The organism is Maritalea mobilis (genome assembly GCF_019800885.1).
Taxonomy (GTDB): domain Bacteria; phylum Pseudomonadota; class Alphaproteobacteria; order Rhodobacterales; family Rhodobacteraceae; genus Roseibacterium; species Roseibacterium beibuensis.
The window spans coordinates 750,936-764,696 of the sequence record NZ_JAHVKE010000002.1 but is presented as its reverse complement, the minus strand read 5'-3'; the positions used below and the strand labels follow the sequence as shown (position 1 = coordinate 764,696).

General features: G+C 66.9%; 11 protein-coding genes. 8 read left to right on the top strand and 3 right to left on the bottom strand.

What is annotated here, in order from left to right; translation table 11 throughout:
- The first annotated feature begins 5 nt into the window (after positions 1–5).
- The 6 genes from KUV65_RS12620 to KUV65_RS12595 all read left to right on the top strand — a co-directional run bounded on the left by KUV65_RS12620 (position 6) and on the right by KUV65_RS12595 (position 5,969).
- Positions 6–560: a TadE/TadG family type IV pilus assembly protein gene (locus tag KUV65_RS12620; RefSeq protein WP_222191038.1), complete on the top strand. Its 555-nt coding sequence runs from the start codon at positions 6–8 to the stop codon at positions 558–560.
- Between the two features lie 96 nt (positions 561–656).
- Complete coding sequence (locus KUV65_RS12615) at positions 657–1,013, top strand: hypothetical protein (protein ID WP_222191294.1); 357 nt, start codon at positions 657–659, stop codon at positions 1,011–1,013.
- Positions 988–2,919 carry a DNA primase gene (gene dnaG / locus KUV65_RS12610; RefSeq protein ID WP_222191037.1) on the top strand — a complete coding sequence of 644 codons (1,932 nt, stop codon included), beginning with the start codon at positions 988–990 and terminating at the stop codon, positions 2,917–2,919. The genes KUV65_RS12615 and dnaG overlap by 26 nt, the downstream gene beginning before the upstream one ends.
- 115 nt (positions 2,920–3,034) lie before the next feature.
- Positions 3,035–5,026, top strand: coding sequence for an RNA polymerase sigma factor RpoD (gene rpoD, locus KUV65_RS12605; RefSeq protein WP_222191036.1), 1,992 nt, complete (start codon positions 3,035–3,037; stop codon positions 5,024–5,026).
- Positions 5,027–5,391: 365 nt separating this feature from the next.
- A complete protein-coding gene (locus KUV65_RS12600) occupies positions 5,392–5,631 on the top strand; it encodes a hypothetical protein (RefSeq protein ID WP_222191035.1) in 240 nt (79 codons plus the stop codon).
- A gap of 68 nt (positions 5,632–5,699) precedes the next feature.
- The gene (locus tag KUV65_RS12595) at positions 5,700–5,969 is read left to right on the top strand and encodes an HlyU family transcriptional regulator (protein ID WP_222191034.1); all 270 of its coding nucleotides are present in this window, start codon (positions 5,700–5,702) and stop codon (positions 5,967–5,969) included.
- 25 nt (positions 5,970–5,994) lie between these two features.
- Here the strand turns inward: KUV65_RS12595 and meaB are convergent, their stop codons facing one another.
- A complete protein-coding gene (gene meaB / locus KUV65_RS12590) occupies positions 5,995–6,975 on the bottom strand; it encodes a methylmalonyl Co-A mutase-associated GTPase MeaB (protein WP_222191033.1) in 981 nt (326 codons plus the stop codon).
- 56 nt (positions 6,976–7,031) lie between these two features.
- Here meaB and KUV65_RS12585 point away from each other — a divergent pair, with 56 nt between their 5' ends.
- Positions 7,032–7,814 (top strand): DUF3108 domain-containing protein, encoded by a 783-nt coding sequence (locus KUV65_RS12585; protein ID WP_222191032.1) that lies wholly within the window; start codon positions 7,032–7,034, stop codon positions 7,812–7,814.
- A gap of 7 nt (positions 7,815–7,821) precedes the next feature.
- Positions 7,822–10,236, top strand: coding sequence for an ATP-dependent helicase HrpB (gene hrpB, locus KUV65_RS12580; protein WP_261331742.1), 2,415 nt, complete (start codon positions 7,822–7,824; stop codon positions 10,234–10,236).
- Between the two features lie 101 nt (positions 10,237–10,337).
- Here hrpB and KUV65_RS12575 read toward each other — a convergent pair whose 3' ends face one another.
- Entirely contained in the window at positions 10,338–11,348 is a 1,011-nt protein-coding gene (locus tag KUV65_RS12575) for a DUF2235 domain-containing protein (protein WP_222191031.1), read from the bottom strand.
- Between the two features lie 55 nt (positions 11,349–11,403).
- Positions 11,404–13,707 (bottom strand): xanthine dehydrogenase family protein molybdopterin-binding subunit, encoded by a 2,304-nt coding sequence (locus KUV65_RS12570; RefSeq protein ID WP_222191030.1) that lies wholly within the window; start codon positions 13,705–13,707, stop codon positions 11,404–11,406.
- Positions 13,708–13,761 lie beyond the last annotated feature (54 nt).

Genomic DNA, 13,761 nt, shown 5'->3' with positions numbered 1-13,761 from the left:
CCGCCATGATCTCACGTTCGTTCCGCCGTTTCTGGGCTGATACCAGCGCCGCCGTCGCCTTCGAGACGGTGCTACTCCTGCCGCTTTTGATCTGGGCCTTCGTTGGTAGCTTCGTTTTTTTCGACGCGTTCCGCACCTACAACACGTCGGTCAAGGCGACCTACAGCGTGGCGGACCTGATTTCGCGCCAGCGGAGCATGATCTACAGCGACGACATCGAGGGGTACGCCAACATCCTCACCCATATCATCCGCGACACGCCGCCGGTGCGGATGCGCGTGACCCAGATCGGGATGGTCAACGGCAACTACCAGGTGGACTGGTCCCATGGCGTCAACGGGGCGGCGCGCCTGTTCACGACGACTTTGCCGCAGGTCGAAGAGCATCTGCCGCTGATGGGCAATGGCGAGCGCGTCGTCCTTGTGGAAACGACGGTCGCCTATGATCCGCCCTTCGACCTTGGCCTGACGAATATCGACTTCCAGAATTTCACGCTGGTGCGCCCGCGCTACGCCGGACAGGTCCCGTTCGACGACGAAGAAGACGCGCCAAGCTCGTGATCTTGCACCGTCGCCTGGCCGCAGACCGTTGTCGCTCGCAGGCTTTCTTTTCCCTCGACCCCGTGCGATAGTGCCGTGACAAGCGGGGCGCCGGGTATGGCCCACCGCCTGAACCTCTGGGAAAAGCTGTCGGGCGAGTTGAACTACAACGTGATGCATTCGCAACGCGGCATCATCAACCTGTTCCATTCCGACGGCCAGGGCCGCCGACAGGACCTTGTAAAGGTGGTGATGACGCATGTTCTCCTCCCAGTTTGCAGGCGCGTCCATGACAAGGTGTTCCACTGGCCGCGCCGCCCTGCCTTGATAACGGTCAAACCCGGCCGGGACCGGTCATCGCAAAAGAACTGTGGATTATCGGGCCGCTGGTTTGTCGTCGGCATCAAGCCGACTGGACTCGGCCCTGCCGCGCTCCGATATAGGAAACATGAGCCTGCCCCCCGGATTCCTTGACGAGCTTCGCGCACGCACCTCGCTGTCGCAGGTGGTCGGCCGCAAGGTCATCTGGGACAATCGCAAATCGAACCAGGCCAAGGGCGACATGTGGGCGCCCTGCCCCTTCCACCAGGAAAAGACGGCCAGCTTCCACGTCGATGACCGCAAGGGGTTCTACTACTGCTTCGGCTGCCACGCGAAGGGCAACGCCTTCACCTTCGTGCAGGAAACCGAGAACGTGGGCTTCATGGAGGCGGTCGAGATCCTGGCCCGCGAGGCCGGGATGCAAATGCCCGCGCGCGACCCGCGCGCGCAGGAGAAGGCCGATCACGCCAGCCAATTGGCCAAGGCGACCGAGGCAGCCGTCGCGCATTACCGCCTGCAACTGAAAACCGCCGCCGCATCCGAGGCCCGCGCCTATCTGGAGCGTCGCGGGCTGACACAAGCCACGCTTGAGCGGTTCGAGATCGGCTTTGCCCCGGCGCAGCGGCAAGGGGCCTTCACCGCCCTGACGGGCAAGGGCGTGCCCGCCGACCACGTGATCGAGGCCGGGATTGCCACGCGCCCCGACGATGGCGGCGCGCCCTATGACGCCTTCCGTGACCGCATCACCTTTCCGATCCGCGATCCGCGCGGGCGCTGCATCGGCTTTGGCGGGCGCGCGATGGACCCAAACGCGCGCGCCAAGTACCTCAACAGCCGCGAGACGCCCCTCTTCGACAAGGGCCGCGCGCTCTACAATCACGCCCCGGCGCGCGAGGCAGCGGGCAAGGGCCAGCCCCTGATCGTGGCCGAAGGCTACATGGACGTGATCGCGCTGGTGCAGGCCGGGTTCGAGGCGGCGGTCGCCCCGCTTGGCACGGCGATCACGGAGGACCAGTTGCAGCTTCTCTGGCGCATCGCGCCCGAGCCGATCATCGCGCTGGATGGCGACAAGGCGGGCCTGCGGGCCGCGATGCGCCTGATCGACCTGGCCCTGCCGCATCTGGGGCCGGACCGCAGCCTGCGCTTCTGCATCATGCCCGAGGGACAGGACCCCGACGAGTTGATCAAGGCGAAGGGGGCGAAGGCCATGCAAGACGCGCTCGATGCCGCCGAGCCGCTGGTCAACCTGCTGTGGCGGCGCGAGACGGAGGGGCAGGTCTTCGACACCCCGGAACGGCGCGCGGGGCTGGACCGGCGCCTGCGGCAGGCGGTGGGGCGAATCAACGATCCCTCGCTCAAACGCCATTACGGCGAGGCGCTGGCCGAGATGCGCCGCACGCTGTTCCGGCCCGCTCGTGGCACGCAAGGCCGCAACACCGGTTGGCGCGGGCGCGGCTTTGCCGAGGCCGCGATGCCGCTGGCCTATACGCGCGCCCTTGCCACGACGCTTGATGGCGAGGGGCTACGGGTGTCCCTGATCCTGGCCACGCTGTGCCGGTTTCCCGACCTGATCGACCAGTTCGAGGACCGGCTGGAGCGCATGCTCGCCCGAAACGAGGGGCAGGCGCGCCTCGCCAACTTCCTGCTGGCCACGCCACAGCGGGACGCCGAGGCACTCAGGGTGGAAATTTCCTCGGCGGGCTTGGGCGAAACCCTTGAAAGCATCGAGGCCACGGGCCATCTGCGAATTGCACCTTTTCTGTCTGGCACGGGCGACATCGAGAAGGCAGCGACCTGCCTGGCCGAGGAATTCGCCAAACACGCCGCCGCCCATGCGATCGAAGAGGAAATGGCCGAAGCCCTCGAGGATCTCGGTCATGTAACGGACGAGGAAGACGCGACGCTGGCGTTCCGGCTGAACCAGGCCGTGCGCAGCAAGCACGCCGCCCTTTCACCCCGCGAAGGCGGCGGCGCCGAACAGTTCGGCGACACCGAAGAAGCGCGTGCCGCGTTCCATGAGTTGCTAAATAGCGCCGGTCGCGCGAAGAAAAGCCGGTGACCGCCCTGTGCGAATCAGTGATTCGCGCTAGATAAAGGTTGCGAATGCAAGGGATGCGCGCATCATCGCGCCTCGGGGTGCCCGCCCGTCCCAAGCCGAACAAGGATGAATGCCCATGGCCAAAGACACCGACGATCGCAAGGCGGATGGCGACGAGCCGGAGATCGGGCTCGACATGAGCCAGGCCGCCGTCAAGAAGATGATCGCCGAGGCCAGGGCCCGCGGGTATATCACCTATGACCAACTGAACACGGTGCTTCCGCCCGATCAGGTCAGCTCGGAACAGATCGAAGACGTCATGTCGATGCTCTCTGAAATGGGCATCAACGTCATCGAGGATGAAGAGGCCGAAGATGGTGACGACCAGAAGGGATCGACCGAAGTGGTCGAAACCTCCACCTCGCGCGAGGTGGCCGTCGCCCAGACCGAAACCGAGAAACTCGACCGCACCGACGACCCGGTGCGCATGTACCTGCGCGAGATGGGCAGCGTCGAATTGCTCAGCCGCGAGGGCGAGATCGCCATCGCCAAGCGCATCGAGGCCGGCCGCAACACGATGATCGCCGGCCTGTGCGAGTCGCCGCTGACCTTCCAGGCCATCACGATCTGGCGCGACGAACTTCTCGACGAAGACATCCTGCTGCGGGACGTGATCGACCTCGATGCGACCTTCGGCAACCAGATGGACGAAGAGGGGGATGCCCCCGTCGTCGACACGCTGAACACCGGCGGGGACGCGGCGAAGAAGCCCGACTCCGCGAACGATCAGCCCGAACTGGATGCCGACGGCAACCCGATTGCCAAGGAAGACGATGACGACGAGGACGAGCAGGCCAACATGAGCCTCGCCGCGATGGAGGCTGCGCTGAAGCCTCGCGTGCTCGATATCCTTGACCGTATTGCAGACGACTATACCCGCCTGTCCGAAATGCAGGACCAGCGGATCTCGGCGACGTTGAACGAAGACGCCAGCTTCTCCAAAGAGGCCGAAGCCGAATACCAGCAGCTGCGCTCCGAGATCGTCGAACTGGTGAACGAGCTTCACCTGCACAACAACCGGATCGAAGCCCTGATCGACCAGCTCTACGGCATCAACCGCCGTATCATGTCGATCGACAGCGCGATGGTGAAACTGGCCGACCAGGCGCGCATCAACCGCCGCGAATTCATCGAGGAATACCGCGGCTACGAGTTGGACCCGTCCTGGATCGACCGCATGACCGAGAAATCGGGGCGCGGCTGGCAGGCGCTGTTCGAACGTTCGCGCGAGAAGGTCGAAGAATTGCGCTCTGACATGGCGCAGGTTGGCACCTATGTCGGCCTCGACATCAGTGAATTCCGCCGCATCGTGGCGCAGGTCCAGAAGGGCGAGAAAGAAGCCCGCCAGGCCAAGAAGGAAATGGTCGAGGCCAACCTGCGCCTCGTGATCTCCATCGCCAAGAAATACACCAACCGCGGCCTGCAATTCCTGGACCTGATCCAGGAGGGCAATATCGGCCTGATGAAAGCGGTCGACAAGTTCGAGTATCGCCGCGGCTACAAGTTCTCGACCTACGCTACGTGGTGGATCCGCCAGGCGATCACCCGCTCGATCGCCGACCAGGCGCGCACGATCCGTATCCCTGTCCACATGATCGAGACGATCAACAAGCTGGTGCGCACCGGCCGCCAGATGCTGCACGAGATCGGCCGCGAGCCGACGCCCGAGGAACTGGCCGAGAAGCTCCAGATGCCGCTGGAAAAGGTCCGCAAGGTGATGAAGATCGCCAAGGAGCCGATCTCCCTAGAAACGCCCATCGGCGACGAGGAAGACAGCCAGCTTGGCGATTTCATCGAGGACAAGAACGCCGTCCTGCCGCTGGACAGCGCCATTCAGGAGAATCTGAAGGAAACGACGACCCGCGTGCTGGCGTCGCTCACCCCGCGCGAGGAACGTGTGCTGCGCATGCGCTTCGGCATCGGGATGAACACCGACCACACGCTTGAGGAAGTCGGCCAGCAGTTCAGCGTCACCCGCGAACGCATCCGCCAGATCGAGGCCAAAGCGCTGCGCAAGCTGAAACACCCCAGCCGGAGCCGGAAGCTGCGGAGTTTCCTCGATCAGTGATATGGGTGAGAATGACCGCCTCGCAGAAACGATCTTCGACCTGTATGTGAAACTACGGGTCGATGAGGGGGTGATTTTCATAACATATGGAGAGCTGTCCAATAGACTTGGCCGCCCTGGGCAGCATCGGTTGCTTGGTGATCCCCTCGACCGACTGCGCTCTCTGTGTCGAAAAAGAGGTGTACCTGACATCTCGACCGTGGTTGTCGACAAACCGTCGCTGTCTGCTGGATCCGTCAAACCTTCCGCTAAGGCGCTTGAGAAATATGGCGGATGGCACGGGCTACGCTCGGAACAGGCCCGTGTCATGACTTTTGATTGGGCGACGCAGGTACCTTAAGGGGTTCAAAGTCCATTTAACTTACATGACCAGACTCCGCTCCCTCCTCGCTCAGATCCCCTACTCCATCCTGATCGTCATCTGCCTGACGCTCGGCCTCTCGCCGTTCGTGCCCGAGCCCCATATCTGGGAGAAGCTCAAGATGCTGGCGGCAGGAACGCTGGTGCGGCCCATCGACATCTTCGACCTGGCCCTGCACGGGACGCCCTGGCTGGTCCTTCTGCTCAAAATCGCCATCGGGCGGCCGCCCGCGACGGGCGCGTGACGCCGCCCTTTTCCGACCGGCCGCCGCGCACTACCCTTCTGCAAAACAACGCATCGAAAGGGCGGCCCATGTCCCTCTTCTCCAGGCTCTTCGGCGGCGGATCAAAGCTCGAGGTGGAGCCCGAAATCTACAACGGATACCGCATCATCGCGCAGCCGCATTCGGCGGAGGGCGGCTTTCGCCTCGGGGCGCGGATCGAGAAGGATGTGGACGGAGAAACCAAGGTTCACGAGCTTTTGCGCGCCGACCTGATCCAGAGCCGGGAGGAGGCCGAGCGGTTTTCCATCCTGAAGGCCAAGCAGGTGATCGACGAACAGGGCGAGCGGATCTTCGACTGACCCGCAGGGCGGGATGGATCCCGCCCTAGGTGCTCAAATGCTCCAGCATCTCGCGCGCGGCTGCATCCGGGGTCATCTTGCCCTGTGCCACAGCCGCGGCCCGCTCCCCCATCGCCGCGCGTACCTGCGGATCGGTGTGAAGCCGCTGCAACAGGCCCCAGCGGACCTCTTCCTCGAACCAATGGGCGGCCTGCTCGGCGCGGCGCCGATCCCACCAGCCGCTTGTCTTGCGCGCCTCGGCCAGCGTCTGCATCTCTTGCCACGCGGTTTCCAGGCCGTTCCCTTCGACCGCCGAGACCGGCAGCGCCTTGGGAAAATCCTCCGGGTCCTGCGGGCGTTTGCGCAGCAGCCGCAGCGCACCGGAGTAATCGGAAACCGTGCGTGTCGCCGTGGCCTTGAGATCCCCATCGGCCTTGTTGACGAGGATCAGGTCGGCCATCTCCATGATGCCGCGCTTCACGCCCTGCAATTCGTCGCCGCCCGCGGGCGCCAGCAGCAGCACGAAGAGGTCGCACATCTCGGCCACCATCGTCTCGGACTGTCCGACGCCCACCGTTTCGATCAGGACGACGTCGAACCCGGCCGCCTCGCACAGGCTGACCGCTTCGCGCGTGCGGCGCGCCACGCCGCCCAGTTGCGACGAGGACGGCGAAGGACGGATGAACGCGCCCTTTTCGCGGCTCAGCCGCTCCATCCGCGTCTTGTCGCCGAGGATCGACCCGCCAGAGCGCGCTGAGCTTGGATCGACGGCAAGGACGGCCACCCGCAGCCCCGCTTCGATCAGCATCATGCCGAAGGCCTCGATGAAGGTGGACTTGCCCACGCCGGGTGTGCCCGACAGACCGATGCGCAGCGCCTGCCGGTCCGCCCCCCGCAACGCTTCCATCAGCGCCGTCGCCTCGGCCCGGTGATCGGCTCGCGTGCTTTCCACCAAGGTCACCGCCCGCGCAAGGGCACGGCGGTCGCCCGCAAGGATCCGGTCTGCGAGGGCCTGGATTTCCGTCATGGAACCTCTGTCTTTCCTTGCTACACTCAGGGGGCACACCGAGGGGGAGTTCCGATATGTCCAAGCTGTTTGCCCGCATTCGCCCTGCCCTGTCCAGACCGACCGCCCCGCTCAGGCGCATAGGTCGCGCAACCGGGGCCCTGGTGCTGGCCGGGTTGGTCCTGCCGGCCTCTGCCTCGGCCCAAGACCAGGAGAATTTTGCCTTCGACATCACATATGGGCCGCTGACGGTCGCCCGCATTTCCGTGGCATCGCGCGAGGGGGGCAACAGCTACGCCGTTGCCGCCGATATCCGCGCCACCGGGTTGGCGGCGGCTTTCGCCCGCGTGAATTTCACCATGAACGCGCAAGGCTATTTCGGCTCGCCCAGCCTGCACGCAACCAGCTATCGCGAGACGGTCGACACCGGGCAGAGGCAAAGCAGCGTCGACATGGTCTGGCAAAGCGGCACGCCCGTCATCCGCAGCCAGGTGGCCGGAACCGGAAGCGCGACGCCCGTGCCCCCGTCGCGCGGACGCGGCGCGGTCGATCCGCTGACGGCCATGTACCGGCTGGCCCGCGCACGCCCCGAGGGCGAGTTGTGCAACTGGAGCGCGTCGATCTATGACGGCGCCCGTTTGGCCGCGGTCGCCTTGGGGCCGCCAAGCCGCCAGGGCGACATGATCACCTGCAACGCGACCCATCGTCGGCTGGAGGGGTTCCCGGCCGATGACCTGGGGCGGTTCCCGGCCTTCAACTTCACGGCGACCTTTCGACCCGCCGGCGACGGCCTTTGGCACTTGACCGAGGTGGCGTCTGCCACGATCTACGGCACCGTCCGCATGGAACGTCGGAACTGATCGCCCCTTGTCCCTGCCCATCGACACCATCCTGCCAGAGCTGATCGCGGCGCTGGACACCCACGGGCGCGCCGTGTTGCAGGCACCCCCCGGCGCCGGCAAGACGACGCGCGTGCCGCTGGCCTTGCTTGAGGCCGGCGCGATCGAGGGGCGCCTAGTGATGCTGGAGCCGCGCCGCCTGGCCGCCCGCGCCGCGGCGGAACGCATGGCCGAAACGCTTGGGGAGAGTGTCGGGCAAACCGTCGGCTACCGAATCCGGGGGGAGTCGCGCATCTCCAAGGCCACGCGGATCGAGGTTGTCACCGAGGGCATCCTGACCCGGATGTTGCAGGACGACCCGGAATTGCCGGGTATCGGCACGGTGATTTTCGATGAGTTCCACGAACGCTCGCTCAATGCCGATCTGGGCCTTGCCTTGGCATGGGAGGTGCGCGGCGCGCTGCGGCCGGACCTGCGCCTGCTGGTGATGTCGGCCACGCTTGACGCCGCGCCGGTGGCCGCGCTGTTGGACGATGCGCCGCTGATCTCGTCCGAGGGGCGCGCCTTCCCGGTCGAAACGCGCTATCTCGACCGCCCCTTGCCGTCCGACGCACGGTGGGAGGTCGAACTGGCCCGGCTGATCGAGCGGGTGCTGTCGGATGCCCCCGGCGGCTGTCTGGCCTTCCTTCCCGGCGAAGGAGAGATCCGGCGCGTGGCCGCCCTGCTGAACGGGCGTCTGCCGGGCGATGTGCATCTGCGCCCCCTCTACGGCGCGCTCCCCTTCGCCGAGCAGCGCGCGGCCATCCGGCCCGAGGCGCAGGGCCGCAAGCTGGTGCTGGCGACCTCCATCGCAGAGACCTCCCTCACCATCGAGGATGTGCGCATCGTCGTGGATGGGGGCCGGTCGCGGCGGGCACGGTTCGACCCGTCCAGCGGCATGTCGCGGCTGGTGACCGAACCCGTCAGCCGCGCCGAGGCCACGCAGCGTCGGGGCCGCGCGGGCCGGGTGGCCGTGGGGGTGTGTTACCGGCTCTGGACCAAGGGGCAGGAAGGGGCGATGCCCGCCTTTCCCCCGGCCGAGATCGAATCCGCCGACCTCGCCAATCTCGCGCTGGAACTGGCCGCATGGGGCGGGTCCGAGGGTTTGGCCTTTCTGACACAGCCGCCCGAAGGCGCGCTGTCCGAGGCCCGCGCGCTGCTGCGCGACCTCGGCGCGCTGGATGAAGGGGCACGGATCACCGAACACGGTCGCGCGCTCTTGCGTCTCCCGCTGCACCCGCGCCTTGGGCATCTTGTCCGGCTGGGCGGCCCCGGCGCGGCGCGGGTGGCCGCGCTCCTGTCCGAGCGGGACCCGTTGCGCGGGCGCGGCACCGACCTGGCCCTGCGCCTGCGGGCACTCGATGATCCTGCCGCGATGGGCGCTGATCGCGGGGTCGTCGCCCGCATCCGGCAAGAGGCGAGGCGCTTGGCCCGGTTCGAGGACGGGCCGCCCCTGTCGCCCGGCGCACAGGCGGCGCTGGCCTATCCCGACCGGGTTGGCCTGCGCCGCCCCGGGGATGCGCCGCGCTATGTCCTGTCCGGCGGCAAGGGGGCTGTTCTGCCCGATGGTGACGCATTGGCCGGCCAGCGCTTGATCGTGGCAACCGACCTCGATGGCGACCGGCGCGAGGCGCGCATCCGTCAGGCCGCCGTTCTGTCCGATGCCGAGTTGCGCGCGGTTCATGGGGACCGGATCGGGTGGGTCGAGACCTGCCACTGGTCCAGGCGCCACCGCCGGGTCGAGGCGCGGCGGCAGGAACGCTTCGGCACGCTGGTTCTGGAGGATCGCGCGTGGAAGAACGCCCCGCCCGAGGCCGTGACCGACGCGCTGCTGGAGGGGATTCGCGACCTTGGCCTCGGCGCGCTTGGCTGGACGAAACAGGCGCGGCTTCTGCGTGCGCGGGTGCGGTTTTCGGGCGTCGCGGACCTGTCGGACTCAGCCCTTCTCGACCACCTGCATGAATGGGCCGCGCCTTTCCTGAGTGGCATACGCGATGCCGAGGGGCTGGCCCGGTTCGACCCCCACGATGCCCTGTCGGCGTGGATCGGATGGGACCGGATGGCCGAGGTGGACCGCCTCGCGCCGAAGGGCTGGACAACCCCGCTGGGGCGCGCGCTCGCCATCGACTACGGCGGAGAGGTGCCCGAGGTGGCCGTGCGCTTGCAGGAGGTCTTTGGCGTGACCACGCATCCGACCGTGGGGCGTGACCGCCTGCCGGTGCGCCTGGTCCTGCTGTCGCCCGCGCAGCGCCCGGTGCAGGTCACGACCGATCTGCCGGGGTTCTGGGACGGCTCCTATGCCGATGTGCGCAAGGACATGCGTGCGCAATACCCCAAGCACCCCTGGCCCGAGGACCCGCGCAGCGCCGAGGCGACCCTGCGCGCCAAGCCCCGAAAATCCTGATGTGTGGCCCGTATTTCACACCTCCGCCGCGCGCCAGCGCGGCCACCGCCGTCGTGGGCGCAGGCCGCAGGCCGAGCCACGCGGCAGCGCCCCCGCCCGGCTCAGGCGGGGATGGCCGGGGACGGCGGATCGGGCAGCCGCTCCCCCCGTGCAAGGGCTGTCGCACGCGCGGTCGGGTGCACGCATTCCGAGGGGTCCAGCCCGACAGGCCGCCGGTGACGCAACAGGAAATACTTGCCCGCCCCCATGAAGGTCCCGATCGACGGCGCGCCCGGTTCCGTTACGTAACGATGCCGCCAATGCACCGGCAACGGCAGGCCCGCCGCCTCGGCCTCGCCCAGCATCCAGACCAGCGGGATGTTCGACAGGCCGCGCGCGGGCGACCATCCGTCGATCTGCCCGCCGACATCGCCATGCGTGCCGCGAAACCACATCTGTTGCACATGGCTTGGCGCCGCTGCGTCCGGAAGACAGGTCCACATGACCGGCGCGTAGACATCGCGCGTTTCCTCCAGCGCCAGCGCCTGCCGCGCGCAGCGGACGGAGGGGCCCAGGATATGCGAATGGAACGGGTGCGGCATGGGCAGAAGCCGCCACAGGATCGGCCAGCGGATGCCAAGCGCGCGCACCGTGTCGAAAACGCCGAGGAAATCGACCGAGACCCTCTCGTGGCAGAGTGACGCTTTCAGCGCCCGCGCCTCGGGACATTCGGGCGCGTGGCGGTAGAAATCATAGACCCGCTCGAGCGTGTCTTCGTCCACCTGCGCAGGGCGCAGCAGGCCCATCTTGTCGATCAGCCCGGCCAACGACCGCACCGCGTAGGCCCCGCGCGAGAACCCCATCAGGATGATCCGGTCGCCGGGGCGGTAATTGCGGGCGAGGAACAGGTAGGCCCGGCGGATCTGCCGGTTGATCCCGATCCCCGCAATCACCTCATGCGCCCGGCGGACGCCCCGCCATTGGATGCCCGGCTCGTAATACACCGTGACATTCGCGTCGGAGGGCAGGTCGAGCAGCAAACGATAGGTCAGCCCGATATTCGTCTCCCACCCCTTGCGGAGCGAGGACATCGTGCCATCGAGCAGAACCACGTGGGTCTGCGGCGGGCGCACCTGTGGCAGGCGCGGGGGCGCGTTGCGAAACCCGGCAAGCCGGGTCCATATGCCCCTACTCCGCCGCGATCTTCCCATCGGTCTGATCCTGCAACATCGCCCAGACGCGCGAGGGCGTGAAGGGCATGTCCACCTGCCGGACGCCAAGCGGCCAGAGCGCATCCTGCACCGCGTTGGCGACGGCGGCGAGCGCGCCCACCGTGCCGGCCTCGCCACAGCCTTTCATGCCGAGCGGGTTCATGATCGAGGGGACCGGTTCGGTATGGAACGCGACGAAGGGCGTATCCTCAGCCCTTGGCATCCCGTAATCCATGAAGGTCGCGGTCAGAAGCTGACCGTCCTCGTCGAACACCACGCGCTCCATGATCGCCTGCCCGATGCCTTGGGCCACGCCGCCATGGACCTGCCCCTCGGCCAGGCGCGGGTTCATCAGGTTGCCGAAATCATCGACCACCGTGTAGCGCACTACGCGCGTGTCCCCGGTTTCGCGGTCGATCTCGACCTCGGCCACGTGGCACCCGTTGGGGTAGGACCGGCCCGGCAATTCCTCGTGTCGGGTCGCGCTGCACAACTCGGCCTTGCCTGCCGCGCGGGCGCGGTCGGCCGCCTCGATCAGCGTCACGACCACGTTCGAGCCCGGCGCGCGGAACACGCCCTCTTCCGCATCGAAACTGATATCGCGCTGCTCCATCTCTTCAGCCAGGAACTCGGTCAGCCCGCCGATCAGCGCGGTGCCGGCCGCGCGCATCGCCATGCCCTGCACCGTGACCGAACGTGACCCGCCGGTGCCACCGCCCGTGGCGATGCGGTCGCTGTCGCCCTGCACGATTTCGATCTTGTCGAGCGGCAGGCCCGTCTGATCATGCAGCAGTTGGGCATAGACCGTCTCATGCCCCTGCCCGTTCGACTGGGTGCCGACATAGACGCGCGCGCCATCTTCGGTCAGCTCGATGGTCGCCGTCTCGTCCGGGTCGCCGAGGATCGACTCGATGTAATAGCAGACGCCAAGGCCCCGCAGCCGGCCCTGCCCATAGGACCCGGCGCGGCGATCCTCGAACCCGTCCAGATCGGCCTCGATCACGGCACGGTCCAGCAGCTTGGGGAAATCGCCCACGTCGTACAGCTCGCCCGTCGCCGAGCGATAGGGGAACTGGTCGGGCTTGATGAAATTGCGGCGGCGTAGGTCCAGCGGGTCGAGGCCCAACTCGCGCGCGGCGTAGTCCATCGCGCGCTCCAGCGCGTAGATCGCCTCGGGGCGACCCGCGCCGCGATAGGCATCGACCTGCGTCGTGTTGGTATAGATGCCGCGGTTGCGCATGAACACGGTCTGGATGTCGTAGGTGCCGGTCAGCACCTTCGAGAACAGCGAGGACTGGATGCCCTGCCCGAATTGCGAGTTGTAGGCCCCGAGGTTCGAGACGCTGTCCACGCGATAGGCGGTCAGCTTGTAATCCGCATCGAAGCCCAACTCGCAGGTCACATCCAGATCGCGGCCCGCGTTGTCCGACAGCATCGACTCGGTCCGTTCGGCCATCCAGTGCACGGGCTGGCCCAATTCGCGTGCGGCCAGCGAGACAAGGAACTGCTCGGGGTAGCCCATGGCCTTCATTCCGAACCCGCCGCCCACGTCGGGCGTGGTGACGTGGACGCGCTCGGCCTCCCAGCCAAACCACTTGGAAAGGTCCTTTTTCGGGCCCCAGACCCCCTGGCCGTTCAGGGCGAGGTGGATACGGCCACCCTCCATCTCGGCGTAGCAGCCACGCGGTTCGAGGCTGTTGACGATGATGCGGTTGTCATGGGTCGTCAGCGTCACGCGATGGGCCGAGGCCGCCAGCGCGGCCTCGGTCGCGTCGGCATCCCCGATGGCCCAGTCGTAGGCGACGTTCTCGGGGGCCTCGGGGTGAATCGCGGGGCCGCCCGGTGCAAGGTCCAGCTTGACCGGCAATTCGTCGATGTCGAACTCGATCAACTCGGCGGCATCGCGCGCCTCGGCCAGGGTCTCGGCCACGATGAAGGCCACGGGTTCACCGACAAAACGCACGCGCCCCTCGGCCAGGATCGTCCGGTCAGGCGCGGCGCCCTTGCTGCCATCCTGGTTCGCGACCGTCGAGAAGCGCATCGCGTTCTTCAGACCGTGCGCGGCCAGATCGGCGGCGGTGTAGACGGCCCGCACACCGGGCGCCTCGCGCGCGTCCGACACATCCAGCGTCGTGATGTCGCCATGGGCCTGCGTACTGCGAAACACGAAGGATCGCAGCGCGCCTTCGGGGGCGTTGTCGTCGATATAGCGCCCCTTGCCGGTCAAGAACCGGGTATCTTCAAGCCGCGTCACCGGTTGGCTGCTGCCGAATTTCGTCATGCCTGTCGTCCCATGTCCACACGATCACCTTGGATCGGACAGTAGGGGCATGCG